Raw genomic sequence first — 26550 nt, forward strand, 5'->3', positions numbered from 1 at the left:
AGTGTGCTTCGTCCCGGACACCCACTCCCCGACACCGAGTGAGCCCTGAGCTCACCGGATCGGATCCAGGCGGGTCCTTAAGCGATAGTGTTCCACCCAATTGAGCGGCCGACCCGATCCACATTCGGGACCGCAGGCCGGCACCAGACTCTGACCACCACAACCGTGGTGGTGAGTGCTCCTTAGAAAGGAGGTGATCCAGCCGCACCTTCCGGTACGGCTACCTTGTTACGACTTCGTCCCAATCGCCGATCCCACCTTCGACGGCTCCCTCCCCACAAGGGGGTTAGGCCACCGGCTTCGGGTGTTACCGACTTTCATGACGTGACGGGCGGTGTGTACAAGGCCCGGGAACGTATTCACCGCAGCGTTGCTGATCTGCGATTACTAGCGACTCCGACTTCATGGGGTCGAGTTGCAGACCCCAATCCGAACTGAGACCAGCTTTAAGGGATTCGCTCCACCTCACGGTATCGCAGCCCTCTGTACTAGCCATTGTAGCATGTGTGAAGCCCTAGACATAAGGGGCATGATGATTTGACGTCATCCCCACCTTCCTCCGAGTTGACCCCGGCAGTCTCTCACGAGTCCCCACCATAACGTGCTGGCAACATGAGACAGGGGTTGCGCTCGTTGCGGGACTTAACCCAACATCTCACGACACGAGCTGACGACAACCATGCACCACCTGTATACAAGCCACAAGGGAAACGACATCTCTGCCGTCGTCCTGTATATGTCAAGCCTAGGTAAGGTTCTTCGCGTTGCATCGAATTAATCCACATGCTCCGCCGCTTGTGCGGGCCCCCGTCAATTCCTTTGAGTTTTAGCCTTGCGGCCGTACTCCCCAGGCGGGGCGCTTAATGCGTTAGCTACGGCACGGAATCCGTGGAAGGACCCCACACCTAGCGCCCACCGTTTACGGCATGGACTACCAGGGTATCTAATCCTGTTCGCTACCCATGCTTTCGCTCCTCAGCGTCAGTTACTACCCAGAGACCCGCCTTCGCCACCGGTGTTCCTCCTGATATCTGCGCATTTCACCGCTACACCAGGAATTCCAGTCTCCCCTGTAGTACTCAAGTCTGCCCGTATCGCCTGCACGCCCCCAGTTAAGCTGGAGGATTTCACAGACGACGTGACAAACCGCCTACGAGCTCTTTACGCCCAGTAATTCCGGACAACGCTCGCACCCTACGTATTACCGCGGCTGCTGGCACGTAGTTGGCCGGTGCTTCTTCTGCAGGTACCGTCACTTGCGCTTCGTCCCTACTGAAAGGGGTTTACAATCCGAAGACCGTCATCCCCCACGCGGCGTCGCTGCATCAGGCTTTCGCCCATTGTGCAATATTCCCCACTGCTGCCTCCCGTAGGAGTCTGGGCCGTGTCTCAGTCCCAGTGTGGCCGATCACCCTCTCAGGCCGGCTACCCGTCGTCGCCTTGGTAGGCCATTACCCCACCAACAAGCTGATAGGCCGCGGGCTCATCCTGCACCGAAAAACTTTCCAACACCCACCATGCGGCAAGCGTTGAATATCCGGTATTAGACCCGGTTTCCCAGGCTTATCCCGAAGTGCAGGGCAGATTACCCACGTGTTACTCACCCGTTCGCCACTCGTGTACCCCGAAGGGCCTTACCGTTCGACTTGCATGTGTTAAGCACGCCGCCAGCGTTCGTCCTGAGCCAGGATCAAACTCTCCATAAAAGCTTCTCAGCACTACGAAAAGCACAATCCGAGCAACAAAACAACCCAAAACTGGCTGTTCCAAAAAAACGCGACCCCCACGACAGGGATGTGAAAGGGTCGCAACCAAACAAAAAAATTTGGCACTATCACAAACAAAACACACTGTTGAGTTCTCAAACAACACCCACACACCGCTCCCCAGCAGCCACAGCCACCATCTCGCGGGGTGATCGTCGCCCTTTCGGGGCAACTCCTCCAGAGTAAGTCACCAACCCACCCCAGTCAAACCAGGTGGACCACTTCCCACTCTGGCCCGCCACCTGCTCGCCGGGCCCTCGCCTCTCGGCTCCGGCCCCGCTCCCTGGCGGCTCCGATAAAGTTACACGGCCGCCGACAGAACACCTAATCGCCTGGTCAGCGTCGTTTTCGGCTCGAGGGCCACCACTGCCCGTCGGCTTCCTGGCTGCCGGCCCGTCCCTGACGCCGGCTCGTGTGGTCGACAACCACCCCTCAGCCGCAGGCGCCCCTGCCTTGCCTGCGTTCCATGGCTTCCCGGCCCCCTGGCCTTCCGGCTTCCCTGGCTTCCCTGGCTCCCGGCCGCGACTCATCTCTTGACCTTGACGAAACAGCGCGGAAACGCAGCGCCGTTTGACTGATTCCGTTCAAGTGATCGTTTTTGAGGAGGGGTCCCATGACCCAGGCTCTGAGCCCCGCGCCCGCTGCTTATCGTCGTCGCCTGTTCCATGCCCGTGACGCCCCGCCGGACAACTGCGCTGAGGTCTGGTGGATCCAGGGAGATCGATATTTCTGCGACGCGCGGTTCACCACGGACGCCTCGGTGCGCCCCGAGTTCCACATGGGTTTCGCCGGCGAGCTCCAGCCCACGGGCGTCGCGGCCGACGAGTTCGAGTGGGTCCACGCCATCACCGCCGGGGCCTCCTTCGGGAGCGCCGACATCGGGCAACTCTTCGAGGTGCCGGGCTGGGGGTTGCTGGAAGTCGGTCGCGGCTTTGACTACGTCGAGCTGTGGCAACGGTGCTCTGACGAGGCCGAACCCTTGTGGGAGGCGAGAGGCGTCGACGAGAACGGCACGGAGGCCCTCGTCGTCTGCGTCGGCGACCGATTCGGTCTCGCCCTGGGCCCCGACGCTGCGGGGAGCCGACCCGCCTCCGTGCACATCGGCTCGCGACACATCGGATTGCGGCTCGACGGTTGGCGAGACGCACCCTCGCGGGATGCAGCGGCCCGCGACGCAGCGGTCCCCCGAGGACAGACATGGCACGCCGAGCACTCCTCGTGGGCCTTCCACGACCCACTCCACTTCTCGATCGATCCCACGCCGGACGGCGGCTTCGCCCTTTCGTGGCGCGCCGGCGATCTCTCCGGCGCACCCATGCACTTCCACCCGATCCTCCAAGGAGCTCGTTCATGACCGACACCCAGCGCACGGCGGTCGACTTCGAGTCGATCCCCGTCATCGACGTATCCAGCCTCGCCGAACCCGACGGCCCCAGTGACGAGTGCATCGAGCGCCTCGGCACGGCGGCGCGGGAGGTCGGGTTCCTCCTCGTGGTCAACCACGGAGTCTCCGACGAGACGTTCCGGTCGATGCATCACGCCGCGCAGAGGTTCTTCGACCAACCCGAGTCGGTCAAGCGGGAGGTCTACATCGGCAACTCCACCAACCACCGCGGCTACGTACCCATCGGAGAGGAGGTCTTCGCCGGCGCCACGCCCGACCTCAAGGAGGCCTACGACCTGTCCATCGACCTACCGGCGGACCATTCCGGGTACCTGGCCGGCAACCCGCTGCTGGGCCCCAACCAGTGGCCCGATCTTCAGGGATTCCCGGAGGCGGTGATGACGTACTACGACGAGGTGTTCGGGCTCGGTTCAAAGCTCCTCGCCGCGTTCGCCCGGTACCTCGGCGTGGAGCCGGCCGCGTTCCTCGGGTCGGTGACCGAGCCGCCGTCGCAGCTCCGGCTCATCCACTACCCCTACAACCCGGACGCCGAGGACCGTCCCGGGATCGGCGCGCACACGGACTATGAGGCGCTCACCCTGCTCAAGCCCACCGCGCCCGGGCTGGAGGTGATGAACGGCCGGGGCGAGTGGATCGAGGTCCCCTACCGTGACGACGCGATCGTGGTGAACATCGGCGACCTGCTCGAGGTGTGGACCAACGGTGCCTTCGTGGCCACGTCGCACCGGGTGCGCAAGGTCTCGGAGGAGCGCTACTCCTACCCGCTGTTCTTCAACGTGGACTACGACACGGTGGTCGCCCCGCTCCCCGCGCTCACCGATGGGACCCCGGCGTACGAACCGCTGCACGCCGGCGAGCACCTGTTCGCCCAGACCGCGCAGAGCTTCGCCTATCTCCGCCAGCGGATCGAGTCGGGCGAACTCGCCCTCCCCGAGGGCGCCCGACCCCTGTACTCGCTCGGCCGTGAGACCTCGCTGGTCGGAGGAGCGCGATGATCAACGCCGCCATCGCAGGAACAGTGCTCCTCCTCGTCGCCCTCGGCCTGTGGGCGTCCAGGCGGGTGAGGGGCCGCAGCGATAACTTCGCCGTCGCGGGCCGGACGCTGACCGTGCCCCTCGTCGTCGTCCTCCTCATGTCCCAGGTCATCGACTCCAACGCGACAGTCGGCGCGGCGGACCTGGCCGGCGGGTTCGGCTTCTGGGCCGGCGCGGCGATGCCGCTGGGCATCGCGGCGTCGTTCCTCCTCATGGGGCTTTTCGTGGCCAGGAAGGTGCGCGAGCGCGAGCTCTACTCGCTGCCCGAGTACTTCCGCACGACGTTCGGCCGCACCGGCGAGGTCCTGTCGGCGGTCCTCACCGTCGCGAGCTTCGGCATCCTCATGGCCGGCAACCTCGTGGCGCTGGGGCACATGCTGGACTACTTCGTGGGCGTGCCCTACGGGTTGGCGATCCTCGTGGTGACGGGGGCGATCCTGGCGGGCACCGTGGTCGGCGGCATGTTCGCGTCGGTGTACACGGGGCTGTTCCTCATGGGCGTCATGACGGTCGGCTTCGTGGGGCTCTCGCTCTGGATGTTCCTCGGGCCCGGGTACTCGGCGCCCGAAGGCCTCGGCGTGCTGGACCTGGCGCAACTCACCGATCCGGCCGCGGGCTCGGTGATCAACTGGGCGACCATGTTCGCGCTCGGACTGGGCAACCTCGTGGCGATCGACGTGTTCCAGCGCGTGTCCTCCGCTCGGTCGGCGCGCGGCGCCCGGACCGCGAGCCTCATCGCCGCCGCCGGGACCGTGGTGCTGTGCGTCCCCCTCGCCGCGGTCGCGGTGGCCGGCGCGGGGCTGCTCGGCGACGGCGCCTCCGACTCCCCGATCCTCTTCCAGCTCCTCGCCGGCCCGGTGCCCGCGCCCATCGCGATGCTCGTCATCTCCGGGCTGCTGGCGGCCTCTCTCACCACCGTGAGCGGGGTCCTGCTGGCGACCTCGACCATCATCGTGGGGACCCTCCTGCCCACGCGCACGCTGCGGGTGAGCATGCTGCGGACGTCGCAGCTGGCCATGATCCCCGTCGCCGCGATCGGGATCCTGGTGGCGCTGCGGGTGCACCACACCGGGATCCTGCTGACTCTGACCTTTGACCTGCTGTGCGCGAGCCTCGTCGCGCCGTTCGTGCTCTCCTTGTGGACCCGGCTCGCCAGCACTCGGGCGCTGGTGATCTCGACCGTGCTGGGCCTCGGGACACGGCTGGTCTTCTTCGTCCTCACCCCGACCATCTACGGCGTGGAGAACACGCTGCTCTACATCCCCAACACCGTGGTGACGGCGAGCGTCGACGGCTGGACGACCTTCCTCGCCGCGGCCGTGTCGCTGGTGGTCTATGTAGGCGTGGCTGCCGCGGATGTCCGTGGGAAGCGCGCGGCGGCGGTGGGCGGCCAGGTGGTGGGCGCCCCGGGGGCGGGCGCGGCACCGGTGGGCGCCGTGGAGCTGGCGGCCGGGCCGGTGGAGATCAGCGCCGCGGACGCGGGCGTGGCCGTTCCGGTCAAGTCGTAGGTCCGCGCTGTGGGCGGCGCGCCGCCCGCCCGCGGCGCTACGGAGGGAGAGATAACGACGACGAAGACGGCGCGCGCCGGCCCGTGGGCACCAGCTGGGTGAGTCGTCGAGGCGTCTGGCGGGGCGGCCCGCCGAAGGCGCTCAGGCCCGGTCCTCGCTCGAGGGCCGGGCCTGAGCGCGGTGTGGCGAGTACGGAGTTGGACCCGCGCAAATTGCACGTCAAAGCCCAACGGGCGACGGATCCGTTCCATTACCGACGCCAGAGTCCCGAGTAGACGCATGTGGGGCACGTTCACAAATTCGGCCCTATCCTATGGACATGAACCACCAGATGATCAACATGACCCTTGAAGGACTCAAGTTGATCCAGGGAGAAGCGCATCATCTAGGCGATACGGTCTCTAGTCGTCGAGAGTCGGCTATGAGTAATGACGACTTGGAAGCACTCACCACGACCGTGTTGTTTGCATTCCAATTTTTGGTAGTCAACGCTGTGGAAGCTGAGGGGTTCACGCTGGAGGAAGCAATCGGTACTGGGCGTGATCCCCATTCCGCCCGGTGGCGCGCTTTCATGCTCTCGGCGTTGGGCGGGGGTCGGGACAACGGCACGGGTTACCTCAACACTGAAGTTCTGGAACTCGCCACCTCGGGGGCTGTTGCGCTGGTCAATAAGATCGCAGCCGAACGGGCCCGAAGAGCTAACGAATCGACAGATCGATGGCCGGCATCAAGGGTTATTGGCGAATACCGTGGGTGGATAAACAGCAATCGCGACCGGGCGCGGCTAACCCATCCTGAGGCGGTACAGCAGGTCACAACAGAGGCATTTTCCGATCAGGGCCTGAGACAACGACGTGTAGACGTCGCGCTGCGATTCCGTGAAGCGATCAGTCACATTGTCGCCCAAGCGATCGAGGCGACGAAGCCGGAACCAACCGCCGGCGAGGTATCAGCTATCCACCTCTTACACAGCCTTGACCAAACTGTGCACGCAGCATTGGCGTGCATCGACTCTGGCTGGTCATATCCCGCCTCGGTGCTTGATCGGTCCATTGTGGAGACGGAAATGATCCTCCACCGGTTCGCTGCGGAGCAAGGATCCTGGGACCGCTGGGCGAAATCGGAGCGGAAGGACCGGGACGAAGAGTGGTCCGCGCGGGCGATCTATCGAGATCCATCCAACCACTTCAGAAGAGTCGACTACTCGAGCCATTCGGAGCACGGAGGGCATCCGACCCCGGCGGGCGTACAAGTGGTGGAACCTGTACTACGCGCCGACGAAGAACGTACGAGGATGGTCCTGGACATGCAGCTGTCCCACCAGAACGTCCACTTGAGTCGCTGCGTTCAGCTCGGGTGGCAGGTGGTCGAAATGATCGCAGGAGAGCGAGGCGTCACCCTGGACGGCGGAGCCGTTGCCGATGCCCTGACGGTGTGGGAAGCGTTCGAACGAGGCGACCCTTTGATCTCGCTTTCGTCGCACCACGCGACCCCAGACAAAGCCGAAGGCAAGCGCAAGAACAACTAATTTGAACGAGCAGCTTCGGGTGAATCCCGTTCCAACAGATTTAGAAGTTCCCATATGGCGCGAACGCGTTCATGCGCAATGTGAAGCTGTCGACCGCTTGGGCAATCGCGTTGTTGCCTCTTTTTTTGCGCTCGCGTTCCTCGCGATCGTTTGGCTCTCATCCGTTCGTCGCTTAACGCGCCGAAGTTGGTCGTCGGCCTCTCTGTACGTCTCGGGTGACCGGCGGTCACCTTAACTGCTCTGATCCTCTCCTCGCGGGCCCTTAGCTGGGGTGTTTCCATGCTCACGACGTTCAAAGTCAGCGTTGCGCCGACCTGCGGGTACCGGCCGGGTGATTCGTTTAGGCGTCTGGCGATGGGCCCGCGGAATGCAGCCAGGCTGGTTTCCTCGAGAGGAGACCGGGCCTGAGCCCAACGGAGGCGCGAGCAAAACACTGACCGACAGCCGTGCGGCCGCCACCGGCTGCCGGGGAGGTCGTGGCATTCCGTCAATGACTCCCGTTCTGCCGCTGGTACTCCTCGGTCGTCATCTGCACGAGCCGCGAGTAGCGGCCCTCCACGTTGTCCACGTAGCCGATCGTTCGCACATACGGCGCGATCACGTGCACCTTCTGCAGCGGGGTGACGATGAGCAGCTGGATGCCGAGCTTGGCGAACAGCTCCAGCGCGTATCGGGTGGAGGCGTCCGAGCCGCGGCCGAAGGCCTCGTCGATCACCGCGAAGCGGAAGTCGCGCGCCTTGGCCGCTCCCCATTCGAGACCGAACTGGTACGCCAAGGAGGCGGCGAGGATCGTGTACGCCAGCTTCTCTTTCTGTCCGCCGGACTTGCCGTCGGAGTCGCGGTAGTGCTCAAACTCGCGGTCGGTCTCGCGGTCGCGTTCGGAGGCGGAGAAGGTGAACCAGTTGCGCACGTCGGTCACCCGCGCGCGCCAGGCGCGGTCGGAGTCGCTGTGGCCCTCCCGGCCGCGGAGCCGTTCGAGGATCGCGCGGACCTGCTCGTAACGGCTCTCGGAGTACTGGCCGTCGCCGTCGAAGGCGTCGTCGGTGACCCCGCGCAGGTCGGCGCGGAACTGGCGCACCTCCTGGTTGACCGTGTTCTCGCGGTCGAGCCGCACGTACCGCCCGGGGTTGAAGTCGATCGCGCCCAGCGCCTCGTTGGTCTTCTCGATCTTCTGCCCGATGTCGTCGGCCTGGCGTAGGAGCCAGTTGTGGAAGCCGGCGAGCTCGCGGATGGTGTTCTTGCGCAGCTGGCTCTCGAACTCGTCCACGAACCGCGGGAGGTCGTCGTCGGCCAGCCGGGCGTGGAACCGCACGTACTCCGCGCGGGCGGCCACGGCCGCGTCCATCTCCTTGGTCTGCTCCGGCCAGGTGCGACGGATCTCAGCCATGGCCTGGTGGATCCGCGTGGTGAGGCCGTTGAGTTCGCGCTGCGCGCGCTCGACGTCCGCATCGATCGCATCCGACAGCGCCGCCTCGGCGGAGTGGGCCTCGTCAGCGGTCTGGGCCAGCTCGGCACCGGGGTCCTCGCCGTAGCCGAGCCGCTCGCGCAGCCGCGGGTACACCTCGCGCGCCGACTCGAGTAGGGCCTCGTCCAGCTCGTCGATCACCCGCTGGTCCCGGAGCATCTGGCGCTGCTCGTGGTCGATGCTGCTCTGCCAGCGGCTGCGGTGGTCGGACAGCTCCCGCTCGTCGTCGGCGACGGTGGCGGCGCGGGCGTCGAGGTCGGCGATCCGCTGATCGATCTCGGACAGCTCGTCGCTGCCGCGGACCAGCCGCAGCCGCTCGGCCTCGGCGGAGTCGGCGCGCTGCTGGGCCTCGGCCCAGTCCAGGTCGCGCCAGGACGGATACTCGGCCAGCCGCACCAGCGCGGTGCGGGCCTGACCGGCGTCGTTCTGCTCAGCGGTGGCGGCGTCCAGGCGGGCGGCCAGCTCGGCGACCTCGGCCTCGAGCCGGGCGCACCGCGCCCGCAGGGCGTCGACCTTGTCGTCGTTGCGCCAGCCCAGCACCCAGTTCCGGGCGTCGGTGGTGGAGCTGCGGTCGTCCTTGACGTGCCGGTTACGGGAGCGGATCTGCCCCTGCACGGTCACGGCGCGGTCGGCGCGGCGGAACTCCTCCATGGTCTGCGCGCACAGGTGGTCGGCGCGGGCGTAGAGCTCCTTGGCCAGATACCCGCGCAGGGGCGAGTCGGCGATCTCCACCGTGTCCGCGAGCAGCAACCCGTCGATCTGGGGCCGCTGCAGCGGCACGTGCTTCTCGGGGACCCGCTCGTAGACCAGCCGCACGCCCACCTCGCGGCCGTCGGCGCGGCGGGAGGTGAGCCGGCGAGAATCCACCCACTCGGCCACGTCGGCGTAGTGCTCCTGCGGCACGAGCAGGGACAGTGCGAATCCGCGCAGGACGCGTTCCGCGACGCCGCGCCACTGGGCGTGCTCGGCGGCGATGTCCAACAGCTCGCCGGCGAAGGGCAGCTCGGCGGCGTCCAGGCCGAGTTCGGCGCACAGTTGCGCGCGGACCTGGAGCTGTTCGGTGGGCAAGTTGCTTGTCCGCCCGGTCAGGCCGGTCAGCTCCTGCTGCACCTCGCGCAGCTGCCGTTTGCGCTCGCCGTGTTCCATAACCAGCGCGTTGTGGCGGGTGGCCAGGTCGACGCCGTGGGAGTCCAGCTCGGCCTCACGTGCGGCGATCGCCTCGGGCAGGCGGGTGAAGGCCGCCTCGTCGGTGACGGCGTCCAGGCCGGCGCGGGTCACCGCGTCAGTGAACCGATCCCGACGACGACGACGATCTTCCAGCTGCTCCCGGGCGGCGGCGGCATCTCGCTCGAGGTCGCCTATGCGGTTGCCCCCGGATTCGGCGCGCGCGGTGACCAGGGCCTCCCGCTCGGTGGCCAGTTCCCTGGCCTTCTCCCGAAGACGGACCACCTCGGTGTTGGCGGAAGCAACCTCGGTGGTCAGCGTGTCGATCTCGGCCTGGCGCAGGGCCATGCGGAGCTCGGCGAAGTACGGGCGCAGGGCCAGGCGTTCCTCGCGCAGCCGTTCGCGGCGCTCGAGCGCGGTGTCGTAGGTGTGGATCTGCTCGACCAGCGGCTCGAGGGCCGCGAGCTGGGTGCGGGCGCGGGTGACGGCGTCGTGAGCGCGGGTGAGGTCCTCGAAGTGGCGCAGGATGCCCTCGATGCGGGCGGAGGCGTCCACGGGTTCGAGCATGTGGGTGCGGACGAACTCGTTGAGGTCGCCGACGGACTTCATGGAGATGGTCTGGTGGAACAGCTCCATGGCCTGCTCGGAGCGGATGCCCAGCAGGCGACGCATGGCGCGGCCGTAGGTCGGGAAGTCCTTGTCCACCACGGCGCCACTGTCGCGCAGGCGGGTGATGAGGGCGCCGAGGTCGGAGCCGAAGCCGGTGAAGTCGGGGTCGATGGACAGCGCCCGGTCAGCGGTGATGAAGCGCCGCCACGGCTGGCCGGTGGCCTCCTGCTGCTGGAAGATTTGGGCGAGGGTGACCTCCTCGTCGTAACCCTCATTGCGGAAGACGCCGAGGATCACCGAGTAGGAGTGGCCGTCGCGCAGCCCGACCGAGCGGACGCTGCCGGTGGCCTCGTTGCGCTCGGTCTTGTGGTGGCCTTCGACGTAGGACCGCAGGGTGCGCTCCTTGCGGGCGGCGCCGGCGGCCTTGTTGTAGTCGATCCGGTGCGAGGGCAGCATCAGCGTGCTCACCGCGTCCACCAGGGTTGACTTGCCGCTGCCGATGTCGCCGGTGAGCAGCAGGGTCTCCCCCGCCGGCTCGAGGGTCCACACCCGGGAGTCGAACGTGCCCCAGTTGAGGACCTCCAGGCGGGCCAGGCGGAAACCGGGTCGCTCTCCTCCGCCGAGCTCGACCGAGGAGAACAGGCCGCTGGTCATCAGATGTCCTCGCTCGGGCGGTCGGCGGTGCTCTCGTCCGCGGCGCCCGCGTGGCCGACGCCCTCGTCGGCGGTGCTCTCATCAGCGGAGCCCGCGTCGGCGTACTCGGCGAGCTTGGCCGAGAAATCCGAGAGCGTCTCGGCGTCCACGTAGGCCTTGAGGATTCGGCGCACCTCCCACTCCCCCTTGCGGTCCTTGAGCTGGCGCAGGAAACCCATGCCGACCAGCCGATTGATGGAGGCGTCAATCTGGTGCTGCTCGCGCGCCTCGTCGGTGCTGCGGTGCAGGAAGAGCCGGATCATCTCCACGATCTCGTCGTGGGTGAGCACCAGCTGACCCGGATCGCCGGCCGACTCGAACTCGGCCAGGCGCTTCCGAAGGAGGACCAGCAGGAGACTGTCGGCGTACGTGAGAGTCCGTCGCCGGATGACACGGGGAAGAGCGTTCTCGCCCTCCGGGGTGTCAGCGGTCCGCAGGTAGGCGTAGCCCTCGTCGTCGTCGACAACAACCTCAAGTCCTACGACGGCGAAGTGGTCACGGACGGCGCCCTGGTGACGCACCAGGTCGTCCCAGGCGTCGGACTCCTGGTACACGACGCCCTGCATGAGGCGGATGGCGCTGACCGCCACGGCGCGCTCGGGGGTGACACGGCCGGCGGTGACACGGTCCCCGACGGCACGGTCGGAGGTGCTGGATCCGGAGGCGGTCATCGGCGGGTGACCTCCACCCGCGGCATCGTCGCGCGCATGTGCCTGCCCGCCTCGTGGTACTCGATCACGGTCTCCTCATGCTCGTGGGTGGTCACCTCGAGATCGTCCTCGTCCAGCGCCAGGTAGCCGACGATCTCCGCCGCGCCGTGCTGGAGCGGGTACAGGGAGATGATGTCCTCCAGCCGCGCGGTGCCGTGCACCGGGATCAGCGCACGGATGCGGGTGGCCAGGCGCGCGGGGTCCACCACTACCTGGTTGGCCAGCACCGAGGTGTCCACCTCCTCGGCCTCCACCGGCTCCAGATCGCTGTTGACCTCCGAGGCCGGCCGCACGGTGAACAGCGGGCGATCCGTGGGCAGGGCGACGTCGATGCTGGTCTCCTCCAGCTCCAGACCGAAATCCGGCAGCTCTCCGTCACGGAGGTGCAGGGCGGTGGTCTCGATCTGGCGCACCAGATCCAGCACGCGGCGGTTCTCCAGCCACACCTGGTCGTCGGTGAAGCGGCGCAGCTGCTCGGAGATGCTGCGGACCGTGTGCTGGGTGCGCTCGGCGGCCTCGGCCCAGCTGTGGTGGACCGTGCGCAGGCGGCGATCGGCGCCGACCTCCTCGATGCCGGTCATCCGATCCAGCAGCATCGACAGCTCCTCCTGGCCGGAGGTGGACAGCAGAAGGTCATAGAAGGCCTGGAAGCTGCGGCCCTGGTCGGAGGAGTCGATCATGCTGCGGCCGTGGACGAGCTCGGCCAGCAGCTCACCCTTGCTTCCCTGCCGGGTAGCGATGCGCTCGCGGGCCGACCGGTCCAGGGCGCGGAAGTTCTCCTCCACCTGCCGGAAGTCGGCCAGCAGTTCGCGGGCGGTGGTGGCGAACTGCTGGTAGCGCTCGCGGACCGCGGTGCGGTCCAGCAGACCGGCTTGCGGGTCCTGGCGGAGCTGGTCGATCTCCCGCTCGATGTCATGCTTGCGGCGCTCGAGCTGGTCCAGACGCTTGGCCGGGTCGGACTCGGTGCCCTGGGCGATCTGTCGCAGGAGGTCCACCGCGGTCTGCAGGCGCGACTCCGTGCCGACGAACGACTGCTCGGCCAGGCCCTGCACCCAGGCGTATGCCTTCTCCAGGGCCGGGGTGGCGTCGTAGTGGATCTCGTCGGCGCCCAGTGGGTAGAAGCGGCGCAGGAACCCCGCCTCGGGGCCCGCCCAGTCCGCCAGGTACTCGGCGGCCGTGCGCACGAATCGCGGGTTGGCCGGGTCCTGGGTGTTGATCGCGTACAGCTGGTCGTCCGGCGCCGCCACCAGCTCCCCCTCCGAGCTGGCGCCGCGGCCCTCCTCCACAAAGAAGCGGCCCAGCACCGTGAGCAGCAGCGGCGCATGGGTGGCGCGCAGCATCCGCCAGGCGGGATGCCGCTCGCGCAGCGCCTCGATCTGCGCGTACTCCACGTAGGGGCTCCTCGAGGTGGGTGGACTGTCGGTAACGGCGGCTCGCGCGCCGAGGGGACAGTCTAGAAGTGGGGGGCGAGGAGCCCGCGCGGGGGCAAGCGCGAAGTGAACCCGGTCAGCCGTCAACGCGACCCGTACATTCCCAGCAACGTTAGCGTTCCCTAAAACGCCGCGATCGAAGACGGCGACTGTCGACCTTCACGTCCGCACCAGTGCCCTACCCGCCGAGTCGTACCACCGGCAACCCGAGGTTATGGAAAGTGCGGAGTTGCGTATTGCACCCGATCAATCTGGTAAATATTAAAACCCCCTCTCGGACGGACACGGTGCAGCGTGGTGAAAGCCATATTCCAAGCATGGGAATGAGCGACTACGCCGCTTGCGCGTATCGGAGCCCTGTCGGGTCATGAAGTTGCTGAAACCGACTCAGCTGATTTTGTGCGAATCTGCTCGGCCATTAGTCGTCTCGGACGATCGCAAATGCTCACACAGCAGGCGCAGTTTCACTTACCTCTGCGCGAATCAATCAATTCATTGATGTGCCAATCAAGGGCGCTTACTATATTGCGCACCTGGGCTTCGACGCCTTCGAGCGCGGTCTCCGTTGTAGCAAACTTCTCGAAAGCCTTGACGTAGTCAGTGCTATCGCCGAGTTTGCGGGCCGATCCCTTCCACTGCCGCACAGTGCGGTAACTGATCTTCCTCGCGAGGGAATGCCCCGAGAGAATCTCATCGAGCGTATGCGCACGCAACTCCTCGTCGATGACTACTCCGAAGTTGCTACCCCTCGTCTGGACGTAGCTGAGGTCCAGATCCAGTTCTTCGAGCCGGTCCAGCAGATGTTCCGAGAGCGTCTTAGCCAGCTTCTCCGCTGTATCGACCGGGGAGAGAGCAAGCAGCCTTTCTGCGAATCGACCAAGTTCGCGCGGGTGGCGCTGATGCTCTGGAAAGAGCGCGTCGAGCTCCGGAGTGGGCGCGTCAATCGCAATCGGCACGCCAGACGACGAACTTCGCCGCATCAAGTCGCAGACGACATACGTGTAGATCTTCGCTGCCGCCTCGACCGTAGCCGGCCTCACCTTGTCGTCATGGTAGACCTCGTTGCGGTAAAGGTGCAGCCGCCTGAGAACAGCTGCGTGAGAGGGGCTGAACACATTGTTGCGTTGAAGATAAGCAACCTTGGGGGCGAACTCACTCTCGATTTTCTCCAGTTCTCCGTCTAACGCCAACTTGCGCTCAAGCTCCACCTTGACGTCTGCGAGCTTTCGAGGCGGTTCATCGTCGTCATCGAATGGAGTCGGCTGCTCTTCGGTCTCGCCGCGCTCCAAAGCGGCGCACACCGACTCGTAGTAGCCTTCGCCTAGATGATTAAGAGAGAGTCTTCTGTCACACTCGCGCTTGAGAAGTAATTCGGCCGTGTTGTCAAGAAGCATAAGGCTAATCCGCCAGCGGGAAACGCCCCCCTGATGCAGCAGTCGATTCGATTCCGAAACCTGCACCACGAGTCGCTCAATGCTGTCCATATCCCCGTCCGATCGTCAACCTGCCGACGTCACAATACGTCCAATGGGACACTGAACCGCCTGTCAGTGTTCCACCAGCCTCGTCGCAAAATGTGTGGGATTGAGCGCGCAGCCCTGTGACACAGCAACGATGGCCGGAGGCATATCGTCCCGGACGGGTGCACCCCACCGGGCACACCTGGCCTCATCAATCGCCCGCCCACCACTGCATGTGAGAATCGCCCGTCTGGATCTAGCGAGCGCCCAGGCGGCGGCTCGCTAAGGATCCTGTTCTCGCAACTTCCAGGGCCTTCTCGCTACGTCGAAGGCTCGAGGCAGCGCATCAGAATCCGAGATTCCAACTCCCTTCGATGACACAATGACTCGACCGCACAATTCCGCCCGACCAGAAGGTCACGACGTAGCGGCGGCTACAAGGAAGAGGCACATGTCCGCTAATCGAGTGAAACTTGAGAAAGTTGCCGCCGAGGTCGCCCCTGCCGCGACGAGTTGTACCCACCTTGGCACCGGTGGGTTCGCCAGTACGTTCCGAATTCAAACCGTCGACGGAGACGACTACGCACTCAAGATCGTGGACGCCGCCCAGGCTGGTGCGGAACGTACCGACCGTGAGTTAAGCGCTCTAGAACGCGTCGCCCACCCCAACGTCGTGGGCTACCAAGGAACGGGCACACAGGTCTTCGAGGGGGTGACCTACCGATGGCTCAAGATGGACTTTGTAGCCGGAGACACGCTGGGCAACGTCATCAAAGGCGGACAAAAGTTCAACCTGATCGAGGCAGTTGATCTTGTGCGGCAGGCGGTTGAGGGCGCAGCTGCCTTGTGGCACGCACAGACTTCTCACCGCGACCTCACCCCCAACAACTTAATGATCACTCCTGCCGGTGACCTCGTCATTGTCGACCTAGGGATGGCGCGCGCTCTTGACGACAAAACCATCACGACGTTGCCCACGCCGGGCACGCCCGGATGGATGTCGCCGGAGCAAGTGGGGGCCAACCAGACACACGGGGACTGGCGCTCCGATCAATTCGTTCTGGGGCTTAACGCTTACTGGCTACTCACTGGCTCTCTACCGTTCACATATCGCACCCCGTATGAAGCATGGATGGCTCCGGACCGCCAGACTCCGCGCAATCCCCGCGACCTCAATCCCGCGATCCCAACAGCCTTGGCCGACCTGGTCATGAAGATGCTTGCCAAGGCTCCGCACCGCCGGTTTCTCAAGGCCGCCAAGCTCATCGACGACATCGAGCGCATCGCAGCAGCACTATCGATCCCCGAGCATGCCCCACAGACCACTCCCCAGTTCTTACTGGCCATTGGGGATAAGAAGAGCTTCGCCTCTGCGCCGGGGTTTTTGAAGTCCCTCCGTCCCGACGGCATCGTCATCGAACCGCGTAGCAAAGACCGCGTTTCAGAATTTATGGCTTTAACCGACGCTGGCGCTACCGAGCGGATTATCGATCCGTGCACGTACTTGTCGCGCTCACCCATCAATCACAGGCCTGCCTACATCCAAAGGCAGGACTACGGCAAGGGTCCGAATCTGACCGGATTCGCCTCCCCCATCGACCGCGAAGCCTACTGCGCATTGGCACTCGACATGCAGCTCGAGGCAGCACCATCAATTGTGCTGGCACCCTACTTTTTTGCGGCCAATGGTGAAAGTTCTTGGATCACCGAAAGTCTGCTGTGCGCTTCTACGACGGTGGACCTGCTAGAGCGGCGCGCTCCCGATCGCGAAGGCGTGTTAGAACGCGTGTGGACCACAGTCGCGGTGGCACAGGCCTGGCTGACTCAAGACGACGCCCGTGACCAGCTACTGACGATGTTGACCTCCCAGCCCATCGACACCCTCCATCTGCTCGTGCGCACGAACCAGCCACCTTTCGCCCCGTTGGGCGATAGCGGCGTTCTCAACGGGCTGACTGACGTGCTGAGTGTGATGCGGGAGTTCGAAGTGCCTGTGGTTCTGGGGCGGCGGGCCTCCGAGGGCTTGCTTGGTCTCGCGCTAGGCGCAACCGGCTGGACGACGGGCGTCTCGGGGGTCCAGATGAACATGAGCTCTCACCCGGAATCCCCTCAGAGAGGAGGACCCCCTCAAGATCGCATCTATGTACCTCAACTTCTGACGTATGTCACCACATCCACCTACGTACAGTTCGTTTCTGCCGAACCTGATCTCGTCGATCTGGACACTGCTGCGGCCCGCACCTTACTTTCCGCCACCCCGACTCTAGACTCACTGAGCACCGAGCAACGGGTGCTGCTCCTGCAGCACAACATCACCGCCATGCGTAATCAGGTTAGTGAACTAGCGGGACAGGATACTGCCGGGAGGATTAGTCACATGAGGGATCTGGTCCTAACGGCGCAGAGCACATTCGGTAGCCTTCCGGCGCCAGCGGGGCCAGGAGAGTCCGCCGCGTATCTCTCCGCCTGGTCTACGGCGCTCGGCTGAGCATCCTCGAGCTCGGCGCGGGGCACAGCCACTTTATAGAATCGGGCTACCCGCGACCCTGTTTTTCGGAGCTCGAACCGTGCTCAGTAGTTGCTCGGCAGCCCAGCGGCGACGCGCCGGCTGCAGAGGCCCGCTCTCGGGAGCCTCCAGCGCAACCTCGACACCCCCAGCAGAGTCGATCGCCAGCAAGCCAACTCGGTTGCGACGCGCCTCGGTCTCCAGTTTCGCACTCATCACGGGCGCAGGCATCGCTACAAAGCTGCGCTCTGCGAACAACCGATACCTACCGGCCTGCGCGACAGCGCGGCGCCAGTCCTTGAGCTTCAACTCAACCGCGACCAAGCTACTGAACGGGTCGCTGGCATTGAGCGTCGCTCGGTACGACGGCGTTGAATCCACGGGGGAGTAAGCAACTTCCAAGTGGCCTCCGGCGATGAGGGGCTCAACGATCTGCCGCTCCAACGAACGCCACCCATAGGGTGCCCATGCGCGAAGCTGCGATTCCGCTATCGGTTCTTGCGCCTTGTCTAAGACGCTCAGGGCGAGCGGGTTAGAGAACGTCGACCGGGTGGGTAGCCTAGCGTCGCTTGAGAAGCCCGCAACAAGGTCAGCCACCCCGCGACCAGCATCAACCTCGTCTCCAAGAGCGACGACGTCTTTCTGCGCGTTCAACCAAGCTCGGACCGGCTCTGCGAGTTGAACTTCGGCGGTGTAATGCACGCCCGCCGCTGTACGGGCGGGGTCAACGACTGCAATCGACATTCGCACCCCCAATTAGATCTGTTCACAGCACTCTAGGGGGTTGCGGCCCACGACGTTATGGTCATGCCCCAGGCAGGGGTCCACATCACACCTATACGGTGCGTCGAGACACGGCCGAAGCAGCCATGACTGACTGAATCGCCCCGGGTTTGATGGAGACATCGATTACCCGGGAAGGGGTCATCAAAGCTATGGGCGCACCTCGCAAGTATCCGGATGAGCTTCGCGAACGAGCCACGCGGATGGCGCTGGAAGCCTTGGCCGACCCCGACCGCGCGCATGGTGCGATCGTGCGGGTCGCTGAGCAGCTCGGCGTGCACCGCGAAGCACTTCGCACCTGGGTGCGCAAATCCCAGGCTGAGGGCCAGGACGCTTTGTCGGTGTCGGCCGATCGCGACGCGCGCCTGGCGCAGTTGGAGAAGGAGAACCGCAAGCTGCGGCGGGCGAACACGATCTTGAAGCAGGCGTCGGCTTCCTTCGCAGCGGAGCTGGACCGTCCACGGCGATGAAGGTCGATTTCATCGACCGGCACAAGGACGAGCACGGTGTCCAGCTGATCTGCGACGCCCTGGCCGAGACCAGCGCCGCGATCGCGCCTTCGTCCTACTACGCCGCCGAGTCCCGTCCACCGTCGGCGCGGTCGCTTCGCGATGCCGAGCTCATGGCGGCGATCACCACGATGTGCAAGGAGAGCTACCACGTGTACGGCGCTCGGAAGATGTGGAAGGAGATTGGACGCGCAGGCCACCAGGTCGCCCGCTGCACCGTCGAACGCCTGATGCGCGCTGAAGGTCTCAAGGGGTCTAACGGGCCAAGTCGCCGCTGACAACCCGTCCGAAGGCCGAGACCGAGCGGTCGGCTGACCTGGTGGAACGCAAGTTCGTCGCCGAGCGTCCGAACCAACTGTGGGTCGCCGACATCACCTACGTCCGCACCTACGCCGGGTGGGTGTACGCGGCGTTCACCATCGACGTCTACTCGTGGATGGTCGTCGACTGGCAACTGTCCAAAAACTTGTACACAGACCTGGCCCTGGATGCGCTGAACATGGCGATCTGGCAGCGCACCCACGCCGGCGACGACCTGAGCGGGCTGATCCACCACAGCGACCGCGGCGTGCAGTACCGGGCGCTGCGCTACACCGAACGCCTCGACGAACAGGACCTGGTCGCCTCGGTGGGTTCCCGCGGCGACTCCTACGACAACGCCCTCGCGGAGGCGTTCAACTCTCTGTTCAAAGCCGAGCTGACCCGCAACCGCCACAAGGGACCATGGCGGGACATCGACGACCTCGAAATTGCCGTTGCCGAGTACATCGACTGGTTCAACCACCGCCGCATCCACGGCGAGATCGGCTACCTCCCACCCGCCGAACACGAAGCACAACTCGCCGCGGCCGAACCGTCACCCGAGACCGTCGACGACCTCGTCGACGCCTGATAACCACCCTCTACAGAACCCGGGCCTGACGTACTGCTCACCCAGGAGCTCGGCCAGTGCGCGTCCGCGGTCGAGCCAGGCCATCTCGTCAAATTCGTCCGACCACACAGGCTAATCACCTGGTCGGTCACCGAAGTGACCGAAACGAGCGTCGACTCTTGGGCGACTCAGGACAGCCAAAGCACGATCGGCGCGCTGTGCCCTTGGGTTTCCATCGGTGCAAACTAACCTGCCGATACCGCGACCGCAGCAACATCAGCCGCCGAGAGATATCGCCTCCCTGATTTTGCTTGCGCTTTTAGGAGGCAGCTGAGCGACACCGTGCTGAAGAAGAGCGTTGTTAAAGCCGAACTTGACGCCGATCCTCCCCGGCGTGGCGAAGCTCTCCTTAATCGGAACGGTGAGTTCCTTTTTCAGCTTGAAAGGGATAACAGCGCCAAAGTCCCTAGTCACTGTCCACGGTGAACGAAACCCCGGTTGCCCGACAAAAATTGCTGGACCTGTGGCAACGACGCGAGCGATAAATCCATTGGCTCTGCCGCTTCGCCACACGAAGAGCTCATCTCCCTTCTCGACACGCAAAGCGACCGTTTTCCATGCGCTGCCCCGACCACGGACGCCCCAGAGCTTATTGTCCCTGCAAATTTTCCAATTCTCGTCCATCCCTGGGGAAATGGAAACAACGAAACTACTCGACACTAAAGCGGCCCTTTCACCGTCGGATGAGTCAACATGAACCTAACCGACCCCTTCCCCAATTTGGGGCGTTCCATACCGAAGGCAGGTTCAGTCGTTGAGGCCCATCCTGCCGGCGCCACCCAGGAACTCGCGGGCCCGGCGGACCGCGGCCTGGTGGCGCGTATACCGGCGGCGAACTGTCCCCCGCCCTTTCAGAAGCATGACGGCCATACAGACGACCCTGATGAGGACCGCCACCGGTTCCGTTTTGCCAGCGAACCTAGAAACCGCCCCCGTTCCACGAGGTTTCGCGAAGACACCGCGCGCCATCAGCGCCGCCCTGTCAAGATGGTGACATGGATTTACCTCGACAGCACGTGCGAGACGAACTACGTCGGTTCGTGGAGGAACGAGACTGGGCGCAGTTTCATTCTCCTGCAAACCTCGCGAAGTCGATATCGATCGAGGCGGCCGAGCTTTTAGAGTGTTTTCAGTGGTCCGACGACTATGATGCAACGGACGTGCGTCTCGAACTCGCAGACGTTCTCACATACGCCTATCTACTCGCAGACCGTCTCGGCGAATCTCCTGACCAGTTGATTCTTGAAAAACTTGCCATCACCCGTCGAAAGTACCCGTCGGCGACATTCCGAGGACGTAGCGACAAGCATGACCAGCTTTAGAATCGATAAGCTCGCCTTCGACGCCGACGCGGTCAGCGTTTGGGCGGATACCGATCCACGCCATAAGAACTGGCCCGTCGTCTACACACTGGACGGCCAGTCCGAGATCTACATTGGAGAGTCGATCAACGGGTCCGGGCGCCTACGCCAGCACATTGACTCCGGGAAAAAGCAACAGCTGAGCCACGCTCGCGTTATCATCGACGACACATTTAATAAGTCCGCATGCCTAGATCTAGAAAGCTACCTGATTCGTCTTGCTGCAGGCGACGGAAAATACACCATCCTAAATCGAAACGACGGTATCACTAACGCCGACTATTACGGCCGGGCCGAATATCAGGAGAAGTTTGAACTCATTTTTGAGGCCCTCCTCTCGGAGGGCGTCTTCACCCGTACAGTACCCGAGATCGAGAATACCGACCTGTTTAAGCTTTCCCCCTTCAAGGCGCTTAATCAAGAACAGGCGATCACTGTTGAAGACATATTGAGCGGACTATTTCATGATCTCGCCAACGGCCAGAGTAGTCGGATCCTCATTCACGGCGAGCCCGGGACTGGGAAGACTGTAGTCGCTATCTACCTCATGAAGCTCTTGGCCGACATTCAGGGCACCGACGAAACCGAGCCGCCTGAAGGCGACTCCCTCCTCAGCGAGTTCTTCGCCCCTGGCTTCCCCGAGCTCCTTGAGAACTTCACCATTGGCCTCGTCATACCCCAGCAATCACTGCGAAAGTCTATTCAGGGAGTTTTCAAGAAAACCCCGGGCCTATCGCCACTCGATGTACTCACGCCATTCCAGGTCGGACAAAATGAAACTAAGTACGACCTTCTGATTGTTGATGAAACCCATCGACTCAGCCAACGCGCAAACATGCCGTCGGCAATGAAGAACATCGAATACCGCAAAATCAATGAGAAGTTGTTCGGAGAAGATGATCCGAAGTACACCCAATTGGACTGGATAAACAGCCAGAGTAACCACCAGATTTATCTGCTTGACTCGGCCCAGAGCGTCAGAACGATGGATGTTTCCAAGGCATCATTGGACGACCTTGTGAAATCGATCGACGTCGAGACCCGCTCGTACCGTCTGTCGTCCCAGATGCGTGTCAAGTCAGATCAGGACTATGTCGGTTACGTCAGGAGGGTGCTTTCGAACAAGCAACCTGCAGTTGAGCGCTTTGACGGCTATGATGTTCGACTCTTCGAGAATTTCGGCGATCTTGTTGCTGCGATTCGGACCCGCGAAGAGGAGGTCGGCCTAGCCAGGCTCCTAGCAGGTTACGCATGGAAATGGAAATCAAAGAACGACAAGTCGGCCTACGATATCGAAATTGGTGGACTGAAGTTCCAGTGGAATCAATCTGACGTCGATTGGGTGAATAGTCCGAACTCGATTAACGAGGTCGGTTCGATTCATACTATCCAAGGCTACGATCTGAATTACGCTGGGGTCATCATCGGGCCGGATCTCACTTACTCACCCAATTCGGGAGAGATGACATTCAACCGGACTCAGTTCTTCGACGGCAAGAGCATCCAGAGAAATAAGCAGCGCAAGTTCACGAACGACGAACTCGTCAGTTACATACAGAACATTTATGCAGTGTTGCTTACTAGGGGGATGCTTGGCACTTACATTTACGTATGCGATTCAGAACTTCGGAACTACCTCGCCCAGTACTTCGAGTTGGATTAGTGCCCCCAGTCGGACTCGAACCGACACTGAAACGGTTTTAAGCCGTCTGCCTCTGCCAATTGGGCTATAGGGGCTCTCTGGTCCCGCCGAAGCGGGACCGGGTGGCGCGCGGGCCGCCGCGCCAGGCTAGGTGGCCACGCGGGTCAGCACCGACATCGCGATGCCGTCCAGGATGTCCTTCTCACTCACCGTGAGGTCGGACAACCCCGCACGCTCTGCCATCACATCACACAGCGCCTGCACCACGAGACCGCCCCCGCCGATCACATCCGCGCGGCCCGGGTGCATCGGCCCCAGGCTGCGGCGTTCGCTCACCGATGAGGCCACGAGCCGGTCGCACACCTCACGCATCCGGTCCAGCGAGATGACGCTGCCGTGGATCCGTTCGGGTTCGTACTCCCCCAGGTCCTGCGCCAGCGCGCTCAGCGTGGTGAAGGTGCCCGCCACGCCCACCCAGCGGGCGGCGCGGCCCACCGGCACGTCGCCGGCCTCATCCAGCGCTGCCGACACCACCCCGCGGGCCTCGGCGATCTCGTCAGCGGTGGGCGGGTCCGAGTGCAGAACCCGCTCAGTGATGCGCACGCAGCCGATGTCCAGGCTCCGGGCGCCCAGCAGGCGCACCTCACCGCGGACGAGCTCGCCCACCACGATCTCCGTGGACCCGCCGCCGAGGTCGGTCACCACGAACGGACCATCGCCCGGCGACAGGTCGGAGACGCCTCCGGCGAAGGTCAGCTCGGCCTCGGTCTGACCCGAGATCACCTCGGCGACAGCGCCCGGGAAGTGGGCGCCCAGCACCTCGGCGGTCATGCCGAAGAACTCGTCCTTGTTGGCCGCATCGCGGGTCGCGGAGGTGGCCACCATCCGCACCGCCTGCACGCCGAGCTCGGCCATCGCGGCCACGTAATCGGTGAGCGCGGTGCGGCAGCGCGAGATCGCGCCCTCGGACAACCGCCCGGTCGCGTCCACGCCCTCGCCGAGGCGGATGATCCGCATCTCGCGCACCACGTCGGTCAACCCAGGCTCACCGGGCACGCCCTCGGCGACGAGCAGGCGGATGGAGTTGGTGCCGCAGTCGATCGCCCCGACGCGCACAGCAGCGGTCACTGCTCGTCCATGGCGAGGTAGTCGGGCACGCCCAGCTCCTCGGGAGTGGGCCAGTCGGAAGGCAGCGCGGTCCCGCGTAGCCCGGCTTCGCAGGCCAGCGCCACCGACTCGTCGCCCAGCCACACCACGCCCGGCCCCTCGGCCAGCGCATACGCCATCAGTACGTGCAGGCACTTGACGCGCTCGGGCATGCCGCCACCGCTGAAGTCCGTGCCCAGGTCCTCGATCGCGTTCCGCTTCTCCAGGTACCGCTCATGCGCCTGCAGATAGTTGGCGGCCAGCTCGGGCTCGTTGGCCAACCTCGTCGTCATCCCCCTCATGATCCCCGCGGATTCCTGACGGCTCGCCTCGGCGGTGAGCCGCGGATCGGTGAGGTAGTACAGCGTGGGGAACGGGGTGCCGTCCTCGAGCCGCGGCGCGGTCTTGACCACCCCGGGCCGCCCGTCGGGGCTGCGGTAGGACACCTCCAGCACCCCGCGCGGCGGCCGGCCCAGCTGGGCGGCGATCGCGTCGAGGTCTTCGCTGGACACGCTCTGGTCGGCGCTCACGCTACGGGTTCTCCTGTGGTTGTTCCTGGACGCCGCCCGGGATGGGGGCGGCGGGGTCGTCACCGCCGGGCCCGCCGTCGGGGACGACCGGTACGGCCGGGGTGTCGGGGCCGCCGGGGATGGACGTGCCCTCGAGCAGCGCCGAGTCCTCCGGCATGATCGGGTCGGTCGGCTCGGAGATCGACCGCCACACCCGCGTCTGCCACGGCAGCGCCGCGATCTCCGCCGCCCGCTGCTCGGCCGCCGCCTGCTCCACCGGATCCACCATGGACACCCGGTACGGCGTCTCCCCCGGCTTCACGGCGCCAAAGCGGATGCGGGCCTGCTGCTCGATGTACGCCGGGTCGGACAGCAGCTCCTGCTCGGCCTCCAGCTCGGCGATCGTCGCCTCGAGCGCGGCCCGCTCCTGCGCCACGGCCTTCTCGTCTCGCAGGAACTGGTAGTGATTGCGCAGCGGGAACGAGACCGTGACCAGGAGGATGATGGCGACGACGGCGAGGAGTCCGATCCGCCGCGGTGTGTAGTTCCGCGGGCCCAACAGGGTGTCGGACAGGTCCGTGCGCGTGGTGAGTCTGTGGGCCTCCGGATGCGCGGTGGTGCCGATCCTGCCGGAGCGGGCGGACGCCGGGACGGGCCGGTCGCGTTCGCGGCTCGGCGTCCGCCGGCGGGGCGGCTGCCGACGAGTGCCGTCGGCGGGCTGGTCGGTCCCGGCCCCCACCCCGCTGTCGGTAGCGGCGCCGCGGGCGTCGGCCCCGGTGCCGCGGCCGCCGGTGGTCCCACGGCCCGCCCCGGTCGCCCGGCGTCGGATGGCACCCGACGCCTCACCGGGCCGCCGGGACAACGCACGATCGCGTGCGTCACCCCGACGGTCCGAGGGGCGCGGTGGGCGGGCCATGAGCCCTCCTCTCGACTACTCAGGCCTTGAAGCGCGGAAAGGCGCCGGCGCCGGCGTACCGGGCGGCGTCGCCGAGCATCTCCTCGATGCGCAGCAGCTGGTTGTACTTGGCCACGCGCTCCGAGCGGGCCGGGGCGCCGGTCTTGATCTGGCCACAGTTGCAGGCCACGGCGAGGTCGGCGATGGTCGTGTCCTCGGTCTCGCCCGAGCGGTGCGACATCATCGAGGCGTAGCGGTTGCGGTGGGCCAGGTCCACGGCGTCCAGCGTCTCGGTGAGGGTGCCGATCTGGTTGACCTTGACCAGCAGGGCGTTGGCCAGGCCCTTCTCGATGCCGTCGGCCAGGCGCTGCGGGTTGGTGACGAACAGGTCGTCGCCGACCAGCTGGACCTTGTCGCCGATCATGTCGGTGAGGGTCTTCCAGCCGTCCCAGTCGTCCTCGTCGAGCGGGTCCTCGATCGAGACGAGCGCGTACTTGTTGACGAGCTCGGCGTAGACGTCGGCCATCTCGGCGGCGGAGAGCTGCTTGCCCTCGAAGTGGTACTTGCCGTCGGAGAAGAACTCGGTGGCGGCCACGTCGAGCGCCAGGGCCACGTCGGTGCCCAGCTCGTAGCCGGCCTTCTGGATGGCCTCGACGATCAGGTCGAGCGCCGCGGTGGTGGACTCGACGGAGGGGGCGAACCCGCCCTCGTCGCCCAGGCCGGTGGACAGTCCGCGGTCCTTGATGACGGTCTTGAGGTGGTGGTAGACCTCGGTGCCCATGCGCAGGGCTTCGCGGAAGGTCGGGGCGCCGATGGGGGCGATCATGAACTCCTGGACGTCGACGCCCGAGTCGGCGTGGGCGCCACCGTTGAGGATGTTCATCATGGGCACGGGCAGGACGTGCGCGTTGGAGCCGCCGATGAAGCGGTAGAGCTCGAGGTTGGCGGACTCGGCTGCGGCGCGGGCCACGGCCAGCGAGACGCCCAGCACGGCGTTGGCGCCGACGGTCGACTTGTTGGGCGTGCCGTCGGCGTCGAGCAGGGCCTCGTCGACGAGGCGCTGGTCCTCGGCCGGGATACCGATCACGGCGGGGGCCAGCACGTCGAGTACGGCCTCGACGGCCTTGGTGACGCCCTTGCCCAGGTAGCGCTCGTCGGAGTCACGCAGCTCGACGGCCTCGTGGGCGCCGGTCGACGCGCCGGAAGGCACGGCGGCGCGGCCGAACGAGCCGTCGTCCAGAAGCACCTCCACCTCGACGGTGGGGTTGCCTCGCGAATCGAGGATCTCCCGGGCTCCGACCTGCTCGATAAGCGCCATCTGTGCTCCTTGGGGGAAGTTCGTGGGTTCGTGTGCGTGGCCGGCGCCGCGTCGGCGGGCGCAGTCCACGGCCCATTGTTCCACGAGCCTCTCCGCGGCGTGCCGAGGCGGCGCCGGGGGCGGCCGGTCGGGGCCTGCTCGTGCCTTTCCTCTAACTTCAGCCGGCCGACATACGCGT

19 protein-coding genes, 1 tRNA gene and 1 rRNA gene are annotated in these 26550 nt (G+C 64.9%); 10 read left to right on the forward strand and 11 right to left on the reverse strand.

From position 1 onward, the window contains the following. Positions 1–186: 186 nt before the first annotated feature. Positions 187–1706, reverse strand: a 16S ribosomal RNA gene (locus A6035_RS10575). 673 nt (positions 1707–2379) lie between these two features. On the opposite strand from A6035_RS10575, the gene A6035_RS10580 reads away from it, so the two are divergent. The 4 genes from A6035_RS10580 (at position 2380) to A6035_RS18240 (ending at position 7241) form a co-directional block, all read left to right on the forward strand. Further along, positions 2380–3120, forward strand: a complete 741-nt coding sequence (locus tag A6035_RS10580) for a hypothetical protein (RefSeq protein ID WP_108847748.1) — start codon at positions 2380–2382, stop codon at positions 3118–3120. Next, entirely contained in the window at positions 3117–4166 is a 1050-nt protein-coding gene (locus tag A6035_RS10585; protein ID WP_108847749.1) for an isopenicillin N synthase family dioxygenase, read from the forward strand. The genes A6035_RS10580 and A6035_RS10585 overlap by 4 nt, the downstream gene beginning before the upstream one ends. Further along, entirely contained in the window at positions 4163–5713 is a 1551-nt protein-coding gene (locus A6035_RS10590; protein ID WP_108847750.1) for a high affinity choline transporter 1, read from the forward strand. Before A6035_RS10585 ends, A6035_RS10590 begins: the two co-directional genes overlap by 4 nt. Before the next feature lie 319 nt (positions 5714–6032). Then, the gene (locus A6035_RS18240) at positions 6033–7241 is read left to right on the forward strand and encodes a hypothetical protein (RefSeq protein ID WP_159149626.1); all 1209 of its coding nucleotides are present in this window, start codon (positions 6033–6035) and stop codon (positions 7239–7241) included. 487 nt (positions 7242–7728) lie between these two features. Here A6035_RS18240 and A6035_RS10600 read toward each other — a convergent pair whose 3' ends face one another. The 4 genes from A6035_RS10600 to A6035_RS10615 form a co-directional block, all read right to left on the reverse strand. Next, on the reverse strand, positions 7729–11133 hold the full coding sequence (locus tag A6035_RS10600) for an ATP-binding protein (RefSeq protein WP_108847752.1): 3405 nt from the start codon (positions 11131–11133) through the stop codon (positions 7729–7731). After that, positions 11133–11843, reverse strand: a complete 711-nt coding sequence (locus A6035_RS10605) for a DUF4194 domain-containing protein (protein ID WP_108847753.1) — start codon at positions 11841–11843, stop codon at positions 11133–11135. Before A6035_RS10605 ends, A6035_RS10600 begins: the two co-directional genes overlap by 1 nt. Beyond that, positions 11840–13273, reverse strand: coding sequence for a DUF3375 domain-containing protein (locus A6035_RS10610; RefSeq protein ID WP_108847754.1), 1434 nt, complete (start codon positions 13271–13273; stop codon positions 11840–11842). Before A6035_RS10610 ends, A6035_RS10605 begins: the two co-directional genes overlap by 4 nt. 503 nt (positions 13274–13776) lie before the next feature. Beyond that, complete coding sequence (locus tag A6035_RS10615) at positions 13777–14796, reverse strand: hypothetical protein (RefSeq protein ID WP_108847755.1); 1020 nt, start codon at positions 14794–14796, stop codon at positions 13777–13779. 442 nt (positions 14797–15238) lie between these two features. Here A6035_RS10615 and A6035_RS10620 point away from each other — a divergent pair, with 442 nt between their 5' ends. The 4 genes from A6035_RS10620 to A6035_RS10635 all read left to right on the forward strand — a co-directional run bounded on the left by A6035_RS10620 (position 15239) and on the right by A6035_RS10635 (position 19462). Then, positions 15239–17260 carry a serine/threonine-protein kinase gene (locus A6035_RS10620; RefSeq protein ID WP_159149627.1) on the forward strand — a complete coding sequence of 674 codons (2022 nt, stop codon included), beginning with the start codon at positions 15239–15241 and terminating at the stop codon, positions 17258–17260. Positions 17261–18213: 953 nt separating this feature from the next. After that, complete coding sequence (locus A6035_RS10625; protein ID WP_279629906.1) at positions 18214–18531, forward strand: transposase; 318 nt, start codon at positions 18214–18216, stop codon at positions 18529–18531. Beyond that, complete coding sequence (locus A6035_RS10630; RefSeq protein ID WP_108847758.1) at positions 18528–18848, forward strand: IS3 family transposase; 321 nt, start codon at positions 18528–18530, stop codon at positions 18846–18848. Before A6035_RS10625 ends, A6035_RS10630 begins: the two co-directional genes overlap by 4 nt. 41 nt (positions 18849–18889) lie before the next feature. Next, positions 18890–19462 carry an IS3 family transposase gene (locus tag A6035_RS10635; RefSeq protein WP_244192412.1) on the forward strand — a complete coding sequence of 191 codons (573 nt, stop codon included), beginning with the start codon at positions 18890–18892 and terminating at the stop codon, positions 19460–19462. 255 nt (positions 19463–19717) lie between these two features. Here A6035_RS10635 and A6035_RS18245 read toward each other — a convergent pair whose 3' ends face one another. Further along, positions 19718–20125 (reverse strand): EVE domain-containing protein, encoded by a 408-nt coding sequence (locus A6035_RS18245; RefSeq protein WP_159149510.1) that lies wholly within the window; start codon positions 20123–20125, stop codon positions 19718–19720. 371 nt (positions 20126–20496) lie between these two features. Here A6035_RS18245 and A6035_RS10640 point away from each other — a divergent pair, with 371 nt between their 5' ends. Next, entirely contained in the window at positions 20497–20823 is a 327-nt protein-coding gene (locus A6035_RS10640; RefSeq protein WP_108847760.1) for a nucleotide pyrophosphohydrolase, read from the forward strand. Then, on the forward strand, positions 20810–22525 hold the full coding sequence (locus A6035_RS10645; RefSeq protein WP_108847761.1) for a DUF2075 domain-containing protein: 1716 nt from the start codon (positions 20810–20812) through the stop codon (positions 22523–22525). The genes A6035_RS10640 and A6035_RS10645 overlap by 14 nt, the downstream gene beginning before the upstream one ends. Here the strand turns inward: A6035_RS10645 and A6035_RS10650 are convergent. From A6035_RS10650 to eno, 5 genes are all read right to left on the reverse strand, one after another. Beyond that, positions 22526–22599, reverse strand: a tRNA-Leu gene (locus A6035_RS10650). A 52-nt stretch (positions 22600–22651) separates the two neighbouring features. After that, positions 22652–23632 (reverse strand): Ppx/GppA phosphatase family protein, encoded by a 981-nt coding sequence (locus A6035_RS10655; RefSeq protein ID WP_108847762.1) that lies wholly within the window; start codon positions 23630–23632, stop codon positions 22652–22654. Further along, entirely contained in the window at positions 23629–24180 is a 552-nt protein-coding gene (locus tag A6035_RS10660; protein ID WP_108847763.1) for a DUF501 domain-containing protein, read from the reverse strand. The genes A6035_RS10655 and A6035_RS10660 overlap by 4 nt, the downstream gene beginning before the upstream one ends. Position 24181: 1 nt before the next feature. Next, positions 24182–25075, reverse strand: coding sequence for an FtsB family cell division protein (locus A6035_RS19165; protein WP_108847764.1), 894 nt, complete (start codon positions 25073–25075; stop codon positions 24182–24184). A 19-nt stretch (positions 25076–25094) separates the two neighbouring features. Next, positions 25095–26372, reverse strand: coding sequence for a phosphopyruvate hydratase (gene eno, locus A6035_RS10670; protein WP_108847765.1), 1278 nt, complete (start codon positions 26370–26372; stop codon positions 25095–25097). Between the last annotated feature and the right edge of the window lie 178 nt (positions 26373–26550).

The sequence above is a fragment of the Dietzia lutea genome (assembly GCF_003096075.1).
Classification (GTDB): Bacteria; Actinomycetota; Actinomycetes; order Mycobacteriales; family Mycobacteriaceae; genus Dietzia; species Dietzia lutea.